The sequence below is a fragment of the Cupriavidus ulmosensis genome (genome assembly GCF_977008105.1).
Window position 1 is genome coordinate 3,586,133 of sequence record NZ_CDRMWP010000001.1, and the last position, 16,211, is coordinate 3,602,343.

Annotated in this window: 16 protein-coding genes; 9 read left to right on the plus strand and 7 right to left on the minus strand. The window is 68.5% G+C overall.

Features of this window, described 5'->3' with window-relative positions; genetic code table 11:
* Positions 1-11: 11 nt before the first annotated feature.
* Positions 12-497, minus strand: coding sequence for a YajQ family cyclic di-GMP-binding protein (locus ACWTPI_RS16450; protein WP_020201734.1), 486 nt, complete (start codon positions 495-497; stop codon positions 12-14).
* 153 nt (positions 498-650) lie between these two features.
* On the opposite strand from ACWTPI_RS16450, the gene murB reads away from it, so the two are divergent.
* On the plus strand, positions 651-1,694 hold the full coding sequence (murB, locus tag ACWTPI_RS16455) for a UDP-N-acetylmuramate dehydrogenase (RefSeq protein ID WP_454732184.1): 1,044 nt from the start codon (positions 651-653) through the stop codon (positions 1,692-1,694).
* A gap of 82 nt (positions 1,695-1,776) precedes the next feature.
* Here murB and ppnP read toward each other — a convergent pair whose 3' ends face one another.
* The 3 genes from ppnP to argF form a co-directional block, all read right to left on the minus strand.
* On the minus strand, positions 1,777-2,088 hold the full coding sequence (gene ppnP / locus ACWTPI_RS16460; protein ID WP_020201736.1) for a pyrimidine/purine nucleoside phosphorylase: 312 nt from the start codon (positions 2,086-2,088) through the stop codon (positions 1,777-1,779).
* A 156-nt stretch (positions 2,089-2,244) separates the two neighbouring features.
* On the minus strand, positions 2,245-3,474 hold the full coding sequence (locus tag ACWTPI_RS16465; RefSeq protein WP_029043329.1) for an argininosuccinate synthase: 1,230 nt from the start codon (positions 3,472-3,474) through the stop codon (positions 2,245-2,247).
* A gap of 197 nt (positions 3,475-3,671) precedes the next feature.
* A complete protein-coding gene (argF, locus tag ACWTPI_RS16470) occupies positions 3,672-4,595 on the minus strand; it encodes an ornithine carbamoyltransferase (RefSeq protein ID WP_020201738.1) in 924 nt (307 codons plus the stop codon).
* Between the two features lie 402 nt (positions 4,596-4,997).
* Between argF and ACWTPI_RS16475 the strand changes: the two genes are divergently transcribed.
* A complete protein-coding gene (locus tag ACWTPI_RS16475; RefSeq protein WP_020201739.1) occupies positions 4,998-5,297 on the plus strand; it encodes a DUF3579 domain-containing protein in 300 nt (99 codons plus the stop codon).
* Between the two features lie 276 nt (positions 5,298-5,573).
* Here ACWTPI_RS16475 and rpsT read toward each other — a convergent pair whose 3' ends face one another.
* A complete protein-coding gene (gene rpsT, locus ACWTPI_RS16480; RefSeq protein WP_020201740.1) occupies positions 5,574-5,840 on the minus strand; it encodes a 30S ribosomal protein S20 in 267 nt (88 codons plus the stop codon).
* 381 nt (positions 5,841-6,221) lie between these two features.
* On the opposite strand from rpsT, the gene murJ reads away from it, so the two are divergent.
* Together murJ and ACWTPI_RS16490 are read left to right on the plus strand one after the other, a co-directional pair.
* Positions 6,222-7,775: a murein biosynthesis integral membrane protein MurJ gene (murJ, locus tag ACWTPI_RS16485; RefSeq protein ID WP_454732185.1), complete on the plus strand. Its 1,554-nt coding sequence runs from the start codon at positions 6,222-6,224 to the stop codon at positions 7,773-7,775.
* A 188-nt stretch (positions 7,776-7,963) separates the two neighbouring features.
* The gene (locus ACWTPI_RS16490; protein ID WP_020201742.1) at positions 7,964-8,812 is read left to right on the plus strand and encodes a SirB1 family protein; all 849 of its coding nucleotides are present in this window, start codon (positions 7,964-7,966) and stop codon (positions 8,810-8,812) included.
* Positions 8,813-8,836: 24 nt separating this feature from the next.
* Here ACWTPI_RS16490 and ACWTPI_RS16495 read toward each other — a convergent pair whose 3' ends face one another.
* On the minus strand, positions 8,837-9,463 hold the full coding sequence (locus ACWTPI_RS16495) for a VTT domain-containing protein (protein ID WP_369796869.1): 627 nt from the start codon (positions 9,461-9,463) through the stop codon (positions 8,837-8,839).
* A gap of 133 nt (positions 9,464-9,596) precedes the next feature.
* Between ACWTPI_RS16495 and mutL the strand changes: the two genes are divergently transcribed.
* The 3 genes from mutL (at position 9,597) to ACWTPI_RS16510 (ending at position 13,222) form a co-directional block, all read left to right on the plus strand.
* Positions 9,597-11,612, plus strand: coding sequence for a DNA mismatch repair endonuclease MutL (gene mutL, locus ACWTPI_RS16500; protein ID WP_454732186.1), 2,016 nt, complete (start codon positions 9,597-9,599; stop codon positions 11,610-11,612).
* A 16-nt stretch (positions 11,613-11,628) separates the two neighbouring features.
* Positions 11,629-12,597 carry a tRNA (adenosine(37)-N6)-dimethylallyltransferase MiaA gene (gene miaA, locus ACWTPI_RS16505; RefSeq protein ID WP_454732187.1) on the plus strand — a complete coding sequence of 323 codons (969 nt, stop codon included), beginning with the start codon at positions 11,629-11,631 and terminating at the stop codon, positions 12,595-12,597.
* Between the two features lie 115 nt (positions 12,598-12,712).
* Positions 12,713-13,222, plus strand: a complete 510-nt coding sequence (locus ACWTPI_RS16510; RefSeq protein ID WP_020201746.1) for a GNAT family N-acetyltransferase — start codon at positions 12,713-12,715, stop codon at positions 13,220-13,222.
* Between the two features lie 160 nt (positions 13,223-13,382).
* Here the strand turns inward: ACWTPI_RS16510 and purM are convergent, their stop codons facing one another.
* Entirely contained in the window at positions 13,383-14,435 is a 1,053-nt protein-coding gene (gene purM, locus ACWTPI_RS16515) for a phosphoribosylformylglycinamidine cyclo-ligase (RefSeq protein WP_454732188.1), read from the minus strand.
* A gap of 278 nt (positions 14,436-14,713) precedes the next feature.
* Here purM and hda point away from each other — a divergent pair, with 278 nt between their 5' ends.
* Positions 14,714-15,421 carry a DnaA regulatory inactivator Hda gene (hda, locus tag ACWTPI_RS16520; protein WP_020201748.1) on the plus strand — a complete coding sequence of 236 codons (708 nt, stop codon included), beginning with the start codon at positions 14,714-14,716 and terminating at the stop codon, positions 15,419-15,421.
* A gap of 115 nt (positions 15,422-15,536) precedes the next feature.
* Positions 15,537-16,211, plus strand: a complete 675-nt coding sequence (locus ACWTPI_RS16525) for a histidinol-phosphatase (protein ID WP_029043330.1) — start codon at positions 15,537-15,539, stop codon at positions 16,209-16,211.

The following is a 16,211-nucleotide window of genomic DNA, read 5'->3' on the forward strand; positions in this document are numbered from 1 at the left end:
CGGCGACCGGATCAGTCGCGGAAGTTGTTGAAGTCCAGCGGCGCCTCGGGAACGTCCTTGCGCAGCAGCGCGATCACGTTCTGCAGGTCGTCGCGCTTGGTGCCGGACACGCGCACCGCGTCGCCCTGGATGCTGGCCTGCACCTTGATCTTGCTGTCCTTGATCAGGCGCACGATCTTCTTGGCCAGGTCGCCGGTGACGCCCTTCTTGATGGTGATGACCTGCTTGACCTTGTCGCCGCTGATCTTCTCGGTCTTGCCGTAGTCGAGGAAGCGCACGTCCACGTTGCGCTTGGCCATCTTGTTGATCAGCACGTCCTTGACCTGGCCGAGCTTGAAATCGTCGTCGGCGAACGCGGTCAGCTCGTTTTCCTTGTGCTCGACCCGCGCGTCCGATCCCTTGAAGTCGAAACGGGTGGTGATTTCCTTGTTGGCCTGCTCGACCGAGTTCTTCACCTCGACCATGTTCGCTTCGCACACTACGTCAAACGACGGCATTTGCACTCTCCTTGTCTTACCTGTTGCTGATGTTGCTGATGTTGCGGTGTAGCGCCGCCCGCCCGCGGCGGGCCGGCGGCGGCGCTTACGTATAATCCAGCCTACCCTGCAGTCCGGCGCCGCCGCGCGGCCGCCGCTTCACCTTTCCCTTGCATGGCAGATTTCCACGAATTTTATCCCCTGCGCCGCCACAATACATTGGGATTCGACGTGCGCGCGCGCTTCGCCGCGCATGTGCGCAGCGAGGCCGACTTGCGGCAGGCGCTGGCCGACCCGCGCGCGCAGGGGCTGCCGCTGGTGGTGCTGGGCGGCGGCAGCAACGTGGTGCTCACGCGCGATCTCGACGCGCTGGTGCTGCTGATGGAAATTCCCGGCTACGCGGCCCGCGCGGCCGACGACGCCTTCCTGGTGACGGCCGGCGCCGGCGAGAACTGGCACGCGCTGGTCTGCCGCACCATCGCCGACGGCATGCCCGGCCTGGAAAACCTGGCGCTGATCCCCGGCACCGCCGGCGCCGCGCCGATCCAGAACATCGGCGCCTACGGCGTGGAGCTGCGCGAGCGCTTCGACAGCCTGCGCGCCTGGGACCGCCAGGCCGGCGCATTCGTCACGCTCACGCGCGAGCAGTGCCGCTTCGCCTACCGCGACAGCCTGTTCAAGGCCGAGGGCCGCGACCGCTACATCATCACCGCGGTCACGCTGCGGCTGCCGCGGCCGTGGCAGCCGGTGCTCGGCTACGCGGAACTGGCGCGGGAAATCGCCCAGAGGCCGGATGCGCCAGATACGTCGGATGCGTCAAACGCGCCGGTCGGCGCCGCGCGCATCCGCGACGCCATCATCGCGATCCGCTCGCGCAAGCTGCCCGACCCGGCCGAGATCGGCAACGCGGGCAGCTTCTTCAAGAATCCGGTGGTGAGCGCGGCGCAGCGCGACGCGCTGCTGGCCCGGCATCCCGGGCTGGTCAGCCATGCCCAGCCCGACGGCAGCTACAAGCTGGCGGCCGGCTGGCTGATCGACCAGTGCGGCCTCAAGGGCCTGCGCGACGGCGCGGTCGGCGTGTACGGCAAGCAGGCCCTGGTGCTGGTGCACCACGGCGGCGGCAACGGGCAGGAACTGCTGGCGCTGGCGCAGCGCATCGTCGAGACGGTGGCGGCGCGCTTCGGCGTGCGCATCGAGCCCGAGCCGGTCATCCTCTAGGCCGCGCCCGGGCGGGCGCGGCGCCGTGCTTCGGGTGCGCTCTTCCGGTGCGTCCTTCGAGCGCGCTTTTCAGGCGCGTGCTTCAGGCAAAGTGGCAGACGTAGTCCAGGGTTTCCAGCACTTCGATGTCGAAGCTGCTGTTGCCCGGCACGTCGAACCGTTGGCCCGCGCCGTAGGTGTTCCACTGCGCCTCGCCGGCCAGGCGCACGCGGCAGCTGCCCGCGTTGATTTCCATGATTTCCGGCGCGCCCGTATTGAAGGTCAGCGCGGCGGGGAAGATCACGCCCAGCGTCTTGCGGGTGCCGTCCGGGAACAGCACGGTGTGGCTGACGCACTTGCCGTCGAAGTAGAGGTTGGCTTTCTTGACGACGGAAACGTTGTCGAACTGGCTCATGCTTTTTCTCCTTTGATGCGGTTCTGGGTGTCTCGGGGGCGGTGCCGGCGATAGCGGCGGCAGCGGCGCGGCGCAAAAAAAAGGGGCCGTGGCGGCCCCTCTTCCCTGCTGCCATCTGCTGCCGGCCCGTGCCAGGCCGGTAGCCGTCTGCGGGCGTTACTCGCCGCGCTGGCGGCGCGCGTTCTCGGCGATGCGCATGCGCAGCGCGTTGAGCTTGATGAAGCCGCCGGCGTCGGCCTGGTTGTAGGCGCCGCCGTCGTCGTCGAAGGTCGCGATGGTCTTGTCGAACAGCGTGTCCTTCGAGTCGCGCGCGACCACGATGACGTTGCCCTTGTACAGCTTGACGCGGACCCAGCCGTTGACCTTGGCCTGGGTGTGGTCGATCAGGACCTGCAGCGCGCGGCGTTCCGGGCTCCACCAGTAGCCGTTGTAGATCAGGCTGGCGTAGCGCGGCATCAGGTCGTCCTTCAGGTGCGCGACCTCGCGGTCGAGCGTGATCGACTCGATGGCGCGGTGGGCCTTGAGGATGATGGTGCCGCCGGGGGTTTCGTAGCAGCCGCGGCTCTTCATGCCGACGTAGCGGTTTTCCACCAGGTCCAGGCGGCCGATGCCGTGCTTGCCGCCGAGGCGGTTCAGCTCGGTCAGCACTTCGGCCGGCGACAGGCGCTTGCCGTTCAGGCCGACGATGTCGCCGCCGTCGAATTCGATGTCGAGGTACTCGGCCGCGTCAGGCGCATTCTCGGGCGACACGGTCCAGCGCCACATGTCTTCCTCGGCCTCGGCCTTGGGGTCTTCGAGGTGGCGGCCTTCGAACGAGATGTGCAGCAGGTTGGCGTCCATCGAGTACGGCGCGCCGCCCTTCTTGTGCTTCATGTCGATGTCGATGCCGGCCTTCTCGGCGTAGGCCAGCAGCTTCTCGCGCGACAGCAGGTCCCACTCGCGCCACGGCGCGATGACCTTCACGCCCGGCTCGAGGCCGTAGTAGCCCAGCTCGAAGCGGACCTGGTCGTTGCCCTTGCCGGTGGCGCCGTGCGACACGGCATCCGCGCCGGTGCTGCGCAGGATCTCGATCTGGCGCTTGGCGATCAGCGGGCGCGCGATCGAGGTGCCGAGCAGGTATTCGCCTTCGTAGACCGCGTTGGCGCGGAACATCGGGAAGACGAAGTCGCGCACGAATTCCTCGCGCAGGTCGTCGATGAAGATGTTCTCGGGCTTGATGCCGAACTTGAGCGCCTTCTGGCGGGCCGGCTCGAGTTCCTCGCCCTGGCCGATGTCGGCGGTAAAGGTGACCACCTCGCATTGATAGGTGTCCTGCAGCCACTTCAGGATCACCGAAGTGTCCAGCCCGCCGGAGTAGGCAAGCACGACTTTCTTGATATCGCTCATGTTCGACTCGATGCGCAAAGTAAGCGCGGCCAGCATGGTTGCCGGACACGCGAGAAATTGATGCGGAAAACCGCTATTTTGACACGTCCGCCCGGGCTTGGGCGGCACTTCCTGCCCTCAGGCCGCGCGGGGCCGCGGCGCCGGCGCGCCGGATGTGCGCCATGCGCTGCGCGCGGCGTTCCCGGCCGGCGCCCCGCTCAGTAGCGGCCGCAGAGCAGGTATTCCATCAGGGCCTTCTGCACGTGCAGGCGGTTCTCGGCCTCTTCCCACACCACGCTCTTGGGACCGTCGATCACCGCCGCCTCGACCTCCTCGCCGCGGTGGGCGGGCAGGCAGTGCATGAACAGCGCGTCGGGATTGGCGCGGTCCATCATGACCGTGGTCACCATCCAGTCCTGGAACGCGCGCTTGCGCGCGTCGTTCTCGGCCTCGAAGCCCATGCTGGTCCACACGTCGGTGGTGACGAGGTCCGCGCCCTGGCACGCGGCCAGCGGATCGGCGAACACGTTGACCAGGTGCGCGGCCGAGGCCGGCACCATCGCCGGGTCGAGCTGGTAGCCCGGCGGCGCCGAGAAATGGAAGTTGAAGCCGAGCCGCTCGGCCGCCTGGATCCAGGTGTAGGCCATGTTGTTGGCGTCGCCGATCCACGCCACGGTCTTGCCGCGGATGCTGCCGCGCTGCTCGATGTAGGTGAACACGTCCGCCAGCACCTGGCAGGGATGGTATTCGTTGGTCAGCCCGTTGATCACCGGCACGCGCGAATGCGCGGCGAAGCGCTCGATGATCTCCTGGCCGAAGGTGCGGATCATGATGATGTCGACCATGCGCGAGATCACCTGCGCCGCATCCTCGATCGGCTCGCCGCGCCCGAGCTGGGAATCGCGCGTGTTGAGGAACACCGCGTGGCCGCCGAGCTGGTGGATGCCGGCCTCGAACGACAGGCGCGTGCGGGTCGAATTCTTCTCGAAGATCATGGACAGCGTGCGGTCGTGCAGCGGGTGCCATGTCTCGTAATTCTTGAACTTGGCCTTCAGAATCCGCGCGCGGTCCAGCAGGTACTCGTACTCGTCGGGAGTCAGGTCGCTGAACTGGAGGTAATGCTTGATCGAAGTTGGGCTCATAAAACAAAGAAGGCGGCTCGGTGGGGGCACGCCGCCATGAAGGGTTTCATGGCCTGAGCATGCCGCGGAGCCGCCTTTCGCGTCGCTTGCGCAATTTAACTGCAAGAATCATAAGGGATTATTCCTGCTTTGGCGAGCCTGCGGGGCGCGCGAAGGTGGCCCCGGAGCTTATGCTCAGGTCTTATATAAGATATAATACTGGCTGATTCACGCGGGGCCAGGCATACCGATGCCGCTGCCCGCCGCCGGCATCAAAAGTGCCCCCGCCGACACCGACGCCCCGCTGTCCAGGCCTGGAAAAGAAACGAACCAAACGTTTCCCGGCCGCGTCAAACGGGCTTTGCGTCTGGACGAAGTCTGGCGGGTTTACCGTCGAGTCACCCGTCTTATCCCCGCAGTCCAATGAAGCCCATCGTTCGCGAATATTTCATCCAAGGCATCACCAGGGAAGGCAAGACCTTCCGTCCGAGCGACTGGGCAGAGCGGCTGTGCGGCGTGATGGCGCAATTCCGCCCCGAGGGAGACACCGGGGACCCCCGCATCACCTACTCGCCTTACGTGCGGCCCGTGATGACGGGCAACGTCAAGACCGTGGTGGTCGACGTGCGGCTGCGCGACATCGAACCCAAGGCGCTCGACTTCGTGCTCAACTTCGCGCGCGACAACAACCTGCAACTGGTCGAAGCCTGCTCGCTCGACTGAGCGGAGCGCGCGGGACCGGCATCGCCGCGGCGGTGCCGGCGGGATTGCCGGGCGGCCGGCGCCGGGGCCAGGAAAAAGACAGCGCGCAAGGAAAGCGCAAAACAAAAAAGCTCGTCGAATGACGAGCTTCTTGCATTGTGCGAAACCGCGCCGTGGCGATCCCGCGTTCCGGCCATCCACCGTGCCGCCATGCTCCGCGCCGGTTATCCGGCGCGACCCATGCTGGTCGGCACGAGGCCGGAGGCGCCCGGCGTCAGCCCGGCGCCGCGGCCGCTATCAGGCAGCCATCGACTTGATGGCCGACGACAGGCGCGACTTGTGGCGTGCAGCCTTGTTCTTGTGCACGATCTTCTTGTCGGCGATGGAGTCGATGATCGCTTGCGAGTTCTTGAAGATCTCGGCGGCGGCGGCCTTGTCGCCGGCTTCGATGGCCTTGCGGACGGCCTTCACGGCGGTGCGCAGACGCGAGCGCAGGCTGGAGTTGTGAGCGTTTTGGGCGACGGCCTGGCGAGCGCGCTTGCGGGCTTGTGCGGAATTTGCCATTTAAGTAGATTTCCTGAATTCAGATGCGTGCTCCACGGACGTACTGGGACGTAACCGCAGGCACAATTAAGTGCACATCAAGCGACCCGGGATGCACTGGCACACGAATCCGGAACGCAACTATCCTTGTGAATCGGCAATTATACACACAAGAAAAAGCCACTGGCAAGCTCGCCCGCATCGGCGGACAGGTGGGTGACGTGCGGGTGACGCATGGGGCCGCGCGCGGGAAGCCGCCGGGCCGGACCGTATAATACGCGCCACACCGGCGCGCCCGGCGTGGCCCCGATGCAACTTCGGCGCGCGCCCGGCGTCTCAAGCCGGTCCGCCCGACGGCTGGCAGCATGCCGCCGCAGCCTCTCCCCCTTGCCGCCGACCACCTTGAACCTGCTCAAAGCGCTCGCCACCATCAGCAGCCTGACGATGCTGTCGCGCATCACCGGCCTCATGCGCGAGATCCTGATCGCCCGCGCCTTCGGGGCCTCGGACATGACCGACGCCTTCAACGTGGCCTTCCGCATCCCCAACCTGCTGCGCCGCATCTTCGGCGAGGGCGCGTTCTCGCAGGCCTTCGTGCCGATCCTCGGCGAATACCACAGCAAGCGCGGCGAGGACGAGACGCGCGCGCTGATCGACGCCGTGGCCACGGTCATGACCTGGGTGCTGATGGGCGTGTCGCTGCTGGGCGTGGTCGGCGCGCCGCTGGTGATGCTGGTGGTGGCCACCGGCTTTCACCAGCAGGGCGGCGAGACCTACGACGCCGCGGTCTTCATGACGCGCGTGATGTTCCCCTACATCGGCCTGATCTCGCTGGTGGCGCTGGCCTCGGGCATCCTCAACACCTGGCGCCGCTTCGCCATGCCGGCCTTCACGCCGGTGCTGCTCAACCTGTGCCTGATCGCGGCCGCGCTGTTCGTCGGGCCGCGCATGGCGCAGCCGATCTACGCGCAGGCGTGGGGCGTGCTGGTCGGCGGCGTGCTGCAGCTGGCGGTGCAGATCCCCGCGCTGCGGCGGCTCGGCGTGATGCCGCGGCTGGGCTTCAACCTGCGCGCGGCCTGGTCGGACCCGGGCGTGCGCCGCGTCATGCGGCAGATGGCGCCGGCCCTGCTGGCGGTCTCGGTGGCGCAGATCAGCCTCATCATCAATACCAACATCGCCTCGCGGCTGGCCGCCGGCAGCGTGTCCTACCTGACCTACGCCGACCGCCTGATGGAGTTCCCCACCGCGCTGCTGGGCGTGGCGCTCGGGACCATCCTGCTGCCGAGCCTGTCGAAGGCCAGCGCCGAGGGCAACCGCGACGAATACTCCGGCCTGCTCGACTGGGGCCTGCGCCTGACCTTCCTGCTGGCGGTGCCGTGCGCGGTGGGGCTGTTCGTGTTCGGCACGCCGCTGACTGCGGTGCTGTTCAACTACGGCAAGTTCGACGCCCACGCGGTGGAAATGACGCGCCAGGCGCTGGTGTCGTACGGCACCGGCCTGCTCGGCCTGATCCTCATCAAGATCCTGGCGCCGGGCTTCTACGCGCGCCAGGACATCCGCACGCCGGTCAAGATCGCGCTGCTGGTGCTGGTGATCACGCAGCTGTCCAACTACGTGTTCGTGCCGCGCATGGGCCATGCCGGGCTGGCGCTGTCGATCAGCTTCGGCGCCACGGTCAATGCGCTGCTGCTGTTCCTGGGCCTGCGCCGGCGCGGTTTCTACACGCCGGCCCGGGGCTGGCTGCTGTTCCTGGCCCAGTTGCTGACCGCCGTGCTGCTGCTGGCCGGCATGCTGCTGTGGTTCGCCCGCACCTTCGACTGGGTGGGCCTGGGCGCCACGCCGCTGCTGCGCATCGCCCTGCTCGGCTCGTGCCTGGTACTTGCGGCGGTCGTCTACTTCGGTACACTGTGGCTCATGGGGCTGAGATACTCCGCGTTCAAGCGGAGAGCCGGCTAGGAAGCCCCGCCAGCCAATCCGCCGGATGCCGCGCCCAGGAGTGCGCGGCGCAGAGCCGGATGGCCATGTGCGGTGCAGGGTCAAGGCAAGCGAGGTGGTGCCACAATGAGTGCCAGAATGAGACAAGGCGGCCGCGCCAGGGCGGGCGGCCGCGCGACCGCCGCCCTGCCGTCTTCGGGAATGCCGCGATGACAACCACGAAAGTCCTGGACTACTTCGCCAGCCTCGTGGCAGACGAGCACGGCATCCCGCTGACCGAGACGGTGCTCTCGATCGCCCAGGATGCCTATCCTGACCTTGACCTGCAGTCGGAACTGGCCGCGCTCGACATGCTCGCGGTCCGGCTCAAGCGCCGCGTCGCCGAGGGCACGCCGGCCATCCAGCGCCTGCGCCTGCTCAATCATTTCTTCTACCGCGACCTGGGCTTCGGCGCCAACGCGAACGACTACTACGACCCGGACAATTCCTACCTGAACGTGGTGCTCAAGCAGCGCCGCGGCATTCCCATCTCGCTGGCGGTGCTCTACATGGAGCTGGGGCAGCAGATCGGCCTGCCGCTCAAGGGCGTGTCCTTTCCCAACCATTTCCTGGTGCGGATGTCGATCCCGGCCGGCGAAGTGGTGGTGGACCCGCTCACGGGCGAGACGCTGTCCAAGGAACAGCTGCAGGACATGCTGGACCCGCACCTGGAGCGCGAGGGCATCGCCGATCCCAACGAGGTGCCGCTGGGACTGTTCCTGCAGGTGGCCAGCCACCGCGAGATCGTGGCGCGCGTGCTGCGCAACCTCAAGTCGATCTACCTGCAGGAATCGCGCTGGCAGCGCCTGCTGGCGGTGCAGAACCGGCTGGTGATCCTGCTGCCGGGCTCGATCGAGGAAGTGCGCGACCGCGGCCTGGCCTACGCCAACCTGGAGTGCTTCCGCCCGGCGCTCGAAGACCTGGAAGCCTACGTGATGGCGCGGCCCGACGCGGCCGACACCACCCAGATCCGCGACCGCATGCCGGCGCTGCGCCTGATGAGCCGCAGCGTCAGCTGAGCTTCGGTTGAGCGCCGCGGCGCCTCAGGACGTGCGGCGCTTGCCGCCGCGCACCAGCTTCCACAGCCCGCCCAGCACCAGCGGCACGATGGCCGCGCCGATGCCGGCCAGCACGATCAGGTTCAGGTACTGCTTGATGAACGGCAGGTTGCCGAAGAAGTAGCCGGCGAACACCAGGCCCAGCACCCAGGCGGCCGCGCCCAGCACGTTGAACAACTGGAACTTGGCGAAGGTCATCTGCGACACGCCCGCGACGAACGGCGCGAAGGTGCGCACGATCGGCAGGAAGCGGGCCATCACCAGCGTCTTGCCGCCGTGGCGCTCGTAGAAATTGTGCGTCTTGCGCAGTGCCGTCTGGTCGAGGAAGCGCCAGTGCCCGTCGAACACCTTGGGGCCCACCCAGCTGCCCACCAGGTAGTTGACGGTATTGCCGCCCACGGCCGCCACCAGCAGCAGCCCGACCAGCGCCCATTCGTTCATGGCGCCCGTGGCGCAGAAGGCGCCGGCGATGAAGAGCAGGGAATCGCCCGGCAGGAACGGCAGCACCACCAGGCCGGTCTCGGCAAAGACGATGGCGAAGAGGATCGCATAGACCCATCCGCCATAGTTCTGGATGACCGTGCCAAGGTATTTGTCGACGTGCAGCAGCATGTCGATGAACTGCAAAGCGATGTCCAATTGAATCCCCGTTCTAGATCTAGCCGACATCATACAAGACCGCACCGGCGCCAAAGCCACCTGCGGCGCCCTGCGGGCGAGGGGCACGCGCACGTATAATTCCGCCATGCCCGCCGAAGCCATCCGCCCTGCCCAGCCCCTGCGTCCCATCCGCCCGCTGCCCGACCAGTTGATCAGCCAGATCGCGGCCGGCGAGGTGGTCGAGCGCCCCGCCTCCGTGGTCAAGGAGCTGCTGGAGAACGCGCTGGACGCCGGCGCCACCCAGCTCAACATCCGCCTGGAGGAAGGCGGCGTGCGCCGCATCGTGATCGCCGACAACGGCTGCGGCATCCCCGCGGCCGAGCTGCCGGTCGCGCTGATGCGCCACGCCACCAGCAAGATCGCCTCGCTCGACGAGCTCGAATCCGTGCTGACGCTGGGCTTTCGCGGCGAGGCGCTGGCCTCGATCGCCTCGGTCTCCGAGCTGACCCTGACCAGCCGCACCGCCGACGACGCGCATGCCACGCTGGTCGCCGCCGACAGCGGCAAGGTGCAGCCGGCCTCCGGCGGCGTCGGCACCACCGTCGACGTGCAGCACCTGTACTTCAACACGCCGGCGCGCAGAAAGTTCCTGAAGTCCGAGCAGACCGAGTTCGGGCATTGCCTGGAGATGGTGCGGCGCGTGGCGCTGGCGCGCCCGGACGTCGCCATCACGGTCCATCACAACGGCCGCCCGATGGAGCACTGGAACGCCGGCGACGTGGCCACGCGCACGGCGCAGGTGCTCGGCGCCGATTTCGCGCGCGCCCGCCTGCCGCTCGACGAGGAAGCCGACACCCTGCACCTGTACGGCTTCGCCGGCCTGCCGACCGCCTCGCGCGGCCGCCCAGACCAGCAGTTCTTCTTCGTCAACGGCCGCTACGTGCGCGACAAGCTGCTCACCCACGCGGTGCGCAGCGCCTACCAGGACGTGCTGCACGGCGACCGCTTCCCGTCCTACGTGCTGTGCATGGACCTGCCGCCGGAAATGGTGGACGTGAACGTGCACCCGTCCAAGATCGAGGTGCGCTTCCGCGAATCGCGCGCGGTGCACCAGTTCGTCTACCACGCCGTGCAGCGCTGCCTGGCCCGCCAGGCCGGCGCGCAGGGCGACAGCCTGCACAGCACGACCGGCGATGCCGAGGCGCCCCCGCCGCCGCGCGGTGGCGGCCTCGGCGGCGGCTTCGGCGGCGCGCTGCCGGCAAGGGGCGGCGCGCCCGGCGGCGGCATGAGTGCCGGCAGCGGTGCCGGCGTGCGGCCCTGGGTCGACTACACCGCCGCCGCGCGCCAGACCGAGCTCGGCGTCATGCAGCCGCGCCAGGCCTACCTCGGCATGGTGCGCGACGCGATCCAGCCCGGCGGCGGCTTCGCGCGCCCGGCCGCGCCGGCGCCCGGCGGCCATGCGGATGGCGCCGGCACGCCGCCGGCCTGGCTGGCCGATGCCCGTGCCGCCCGCGAGAACGACCCGCCCGGCCTGCTCGAAACGGCGCCGCCGCGGGAAGAATCCGCGGCCGACGACGCCCACCCGCTCGGCTTCGCCATCGCCCAGCTGCACGGCATCTACGTGCTCGCGCAGAACGCGCGCGGGCTGGTGCTGGTCGACATGCACGCCGCCCACGAACGCATCCTCTACGAGCAGATCAAGACCGCGCTCGACGCGCGCGAGCTCGCCGTGCAGCCGCTGCTGATCCCGGTCACGCTGACCGCCAGCCCGGTGGAGATCGGCGCCGCCGAGGAACACCAGGACACGCTCGCGCTGCTGGGCTTCGACATCGCGCCGGTGTCGCCCACCACGCTCGCGGTGCGCGCCATCCCGGCGCTGCTCAAGCAGGCCGACACCGAGGCGCTGGCGCGCGACGTGCTGCGCGACCTGCAGTCGTTCGGCGGCTCGCGCGTGCTGGCCGAGCGGCAGAACGAGCTGCTCGCCACGCTGGCCTGCCACAGCGCCGTGCGCGCCAACCGCAAGCTCACCGTGGAAGAGATGAACGCGCTGCTGCGCCAGATGGAGCAGACCGAGCGCGCCGACCAGTGCAACCACGGCCGGCCCACCTGGGTGCAGTTGTCGGTGGCCGAGCTGGACCGGCTGTTCCTGCGCGGCCAGTAAGCCCGCCGCGCCCGCCGTGACAGCCCCCGCCTCCGCCGGCCACGCCGCGCCCGTCGTCTGCCTGCTCGGCCCCACCGCGTCGGGCAAGACCGCCGCCGCGCTGGCGCTGGCCGCGCGCGCGCCGGTCGAGATCATCAGCCTCGACTCGGCGCTGGTCTACCGCGGGATGGACATCGGCACCGCCAAGCCGTCCGCCGCCGAACTGGCCGCGGTGCCGCACCACCTGATCGACATCATCGACCCGGCCGAGAGCTATTCGGCCGCGCAGTTCGTGGCCGACGCCGAGCGCCTGATCGGCGAGATCCGCGCGCGCGGCCGCGCGCCGCTGATCGTGGGCGGCACCATGCTCTACTACAAGGCGCTCACGCAGGGCCTGAACGACCTGCCGCAGGCCGACGCCGCGGTGCGCGCCGAACTCGACGCGCTCGCCGCCGCGCGCGGCTGGCCGGCGCTGCACGCGATGCTGGCCCAGGTCGATCCCGTCACCGCCGCGCGGCTGGCGCCCAACGACGCCCAGCGCATCCAGCGCGCGCTGGAGATCCACCGCCTCACCGGCCAGCCCATGTCCGCGCTGCTGGCGCGCCAGGCCGACGAGCGCACCTTCGCCGGCGCCGCCGACCGGCGCTACCGCGTGATCGCACTCGAGCCGTCCGACCGCGCCGCGCTGCACGCGCGCATCGCGGCGCGCTACGACGCCATGCTGGCCGGCGGCTTCATCGAGGAAGTGGAGCGCCTGCGCGCGCGCGGCGACCTGCAGCCGACGCTGCCCTCGATCCGCTGCGTGGGCTACCGCCAGGTGTGGGAATACCTCGACGGCGAAACCGACTACGCCACCATGCGCGAGCGCGGCATCGCCGCCACGCGGCAGCTCTGCAAGCGCCAGCTGACCTGGCTGCGCAGCACGCCCGAGCGCGAGGTGGTGGACTGCCTCGCGCCCGACTACGCGGCGCAGGTGGCGCGGCTGGCAAGCATCGGGCAGGCATGACGAGGCGGCGCGCCGCCTGAATGCCGCAGCGGCATCGCAATCGGGACCGAATCGAAGCCGAAGTGATGGATACGCGATAATCGCCGCTTATCGACTGACGATCCCGCGACCCGCCATGCCCGCCTCCGCTCCCGCCTTCACCCTGCGCCCCGCCACCGCCGCCGACTGCGAAACCCTGTTCACGCTGATCTCCGCGCTGGCCGAATACGAAAAGCTGACCCATCTGGTCGAAGCCACGCCGCGCAAGCTGGAGGAAGCGCTGTTCGGCGCGCGCCCGCTGGCCGAGGCGGTGCTGGTGGAAGTGCCCGGCGCGCAAGGCCCGCAGGCGGTCGGCTTCGCCCTGTTCTTCCACAATTTCTCGACCTTCCTGTCAAGGCGCGGGCTCTACCTGGAAGACCTCTACGTAGACCCGGCCTGGCGCGGCCACGGCATGGGCAAGGCGCTGCTCCGGCACCTCGCGGCGCTGGCGGTCGAGCGCGGCTGCGGCCGTTTCGAATGGACCGTGCTGGACTGGAACACGCCGTCGATCGACTTCTACCGCGCGATGGGCGCCGACGTGCTGCCGGACTGGCGCATCTGCCGCGTGACCGGCGACGCGCTGGCGAAGATGGGGGCGGCTGGCTGAACTGGCGCAGTTGCAAGGCCACCGCCGGTTTGCACGTTGCTTGGGCTAGCTCGGGCGGTGTAGGCGCATTCGCGGGCTTCGGCAAACATGCCGGGACCGCCGAAAAAAAACGGCACATGCGCCAGGCATGTGCCGTTTTTCCTTGCCGAAAACCCTTCGCTCAGACCACCACGGTCTGCGCCTGGCCTTCGGCGCGCTCGCGGATCTCGCCGATCTGCCACACGGCTTCGCCGGCGGCCTGCAGATGGGTGATGGCGCGCGCGGCATCTTCCTTCGCCACGATCACCACCATGCCGATGCCGCAGTTGAACACGCGGTGCATTTCGTCGTCGGCCACGTTGCCCTGGGCCTGCAGCCACTGGAACAGCGGCGGCAGGGTCCAGGCGTCGCGCTGGAGCACGGCGGTCACGTTCTGCGCCAGCACGCGCGGCACGTTCTCGGTCAGGCCGCCGCCGGTGATGTGGGCCATGCCCTTGACCGGCAGGGTCTCGATCAGCGACAGCAGCGGCTTCACGTAGATGCGCGTGGGCGCCATGATGGCGTCCTGCAGGCGCTGGCCGTGGAAATCGGCGTTCAGGTCGGGCCGGGCCACCTCGATGATCTTGCGCACCAGCGAGTAGCCGTTGGAGTGCGCGCCCGACGAGGCCAGGCCCAGCACCACGTCGCCCGGCACGATGGTGCTGCCGTCGATGATGCGGCTTTTCTCGACCGCGCCGACGGCGAAGCCGGCCAGGTCGTATTCGCCGTCCGGGTACATGCTCGGCATCTCGGCGGTCTCGCCGCCGATCAGCGCGCAGCCGGCCAGTTCGCAGCCGTGGGCGATGCCCTGGATCACGGTGGCGGCGGTCTCCACGTCGAGCTTGCCGCAGGCGAAGTAGTCGAGGAAGAACAGCGGCTCGGCGCCCTGCACCAGGATGTCGTTGACGCTCATGGCCACCAGGTCCTGGCCCACGGTGTCGTGGCGGTTGAGCTGGAAGGCCAGCTTGAGCTTGGTGCCCACGCCGTCGGTGCCGGACACCAGCACCGGCTCCTGGTATTTCTTCGACAATTCGAACAGCGCGCCGAAGCCCCCGATGCCGGCCATCACGCCCTCGCGCATGGTGCGCTTGGCGAACGGCTTGATGCGGTCGACAAGCGCGTCGCCCGCATCGATATCGACGCCGGCATCGCGGTAGGAAAGGCCTGCCTGGCCGGAAGTGGGGGATGCGCTCATAGAACCTGCTCGTCCTGGGGGTATGAAGTGAGGAATGCGGCGCTCACGACGGCGATTTGCGGCCGCGAGTCCAGTAGAATCGCAATTTTAACGGATACAGGCTGCCGCCTTCCAGTTTCCGGTTCTTCGCGTCATGAAGTCTTGCCCCCATTCACTGCCGATGCACGCCACCGCTGCCGACCGCGGCCGGCGCCCCCACGTGCCGGCCGCGGTCGGCGCGGGCGCGGGGCGGCGCGTTTACAGGGCAGCAGGCCTTCACCCCAGGTAACCGAAAAGCCATGTATCCGCGCCCCAAGCAGCTTTCGCTTGAACTTGGCAGCCCGCCGCCGTCGACCTTCGAGAATTTCTTCGTGGCCGCCAACCGCGAGCCGGTGCAGCGCCTGCGCGACCTGGCCCCGGCGGTGGCGCAGGAGCGCGCGCCCGACCGCCTGATCTACCTGTGGGGCGAGACCGGCTCGGGCCGCACCCACCTGCTGCACGCGGTGTGCGAGAGCGGCTACCAGGCCGGCATCCGCTGCCGCTACCTGAGCCCGCACCACGCGCTGTCGGACTTCATCTTCGATCCGAGCTGCCAGCTCTACACGGTCGACGACGTGGAACTGCTCGACGAAGCGCGCCAGATCGCCGTGTTCTCGCTCTACAACGAAGTACGCGCCCACGTGCGCACCGCGCTGGTGGTGGCCGGCAGCGTGGCGCCGCTGGCCATGCCGGTGCGCGAGGACCTGCGCACGCGGCTGGGCTGGGGCCTGGTCTACCAGCTCGCGCCGCTGTCGGACGAAGACAAGATGACCGCGCTGGTGCAGGCCGCGCGCGAGCGCGGCCTGCAGCTTTCGCCCGAGATCCCGCACTGGCTGGTCACGCGCCACTACCGCGACATGCCCAGCCTGATGGCGCTGCTGGACGCGCTCGACACCTATTCGCTCGAGCGCAAGCGCGCCGTCACGCTGCCGCTGCTGCGGGAAATGTTCGCGGAGCTGCGCGAGTGAGCGCACGCAGCCGGCACCGCCCCCGCAGCCCCTGGCATGCCGCGTGCTTGCCTGCGTTGGGGCGCAGCGACGCCAAGAAACCGGCAACAATCACGTTAATGTAAAATCGCCGCCCATGAATCTGGCATTGTTCGACCTCGACCATACCCTGCTCCCGACCGACAGCGACCACGAATGGGGGCGCTTCCTCGTGCGCCTGGGCGTCGTCGACGAGGAAACCTACCGCCGCAAGAACGAGGAGTTCTACGGGCAGTACAAGGCAGGCACCCTGGATATACAAGCCTTCCTGCGCTTCGCGCTGGCGCCGCTGGCGGCCAATCCGCGCGACCGCCTCGAAACCTGGCGCAAGCAGTTCATGCGCGAAGTGATCGATCCGGTCATCACGCCGCAGGCGCGCGCGCTGGTCTACAAGCACCTCGACGCCGGCGACCTGTGCGCGGTGGTCACCGCCACCAACAGCTTCGTCACCGCGCCGATCACCGCCGCCTTCGGCATCAAGCACCTGATCGCCACCGAGCCGGCCACCGCCAACGGGCAGCCGGACGGCGCCTTCACCGGCGAGGTGGCGGGCCTGCCGAGTTTCCGCGAGGGCAAGATCGCCCGCGTCGAAGCCTGGCTCAAGAGCATGGGCACCCAGTGGGATGCCTTCGAAACCACCACCTTCTACAGCGATTCGGCCAACGACCTGCCGCTACTGGAAAAGGTCAGCGAACCGATCGCCGCCAACCCGGACGATCGCCTGCGTCACCACGCCGCCGCGGCCGGCTGGCGCATCATGGATCTGTTCTGA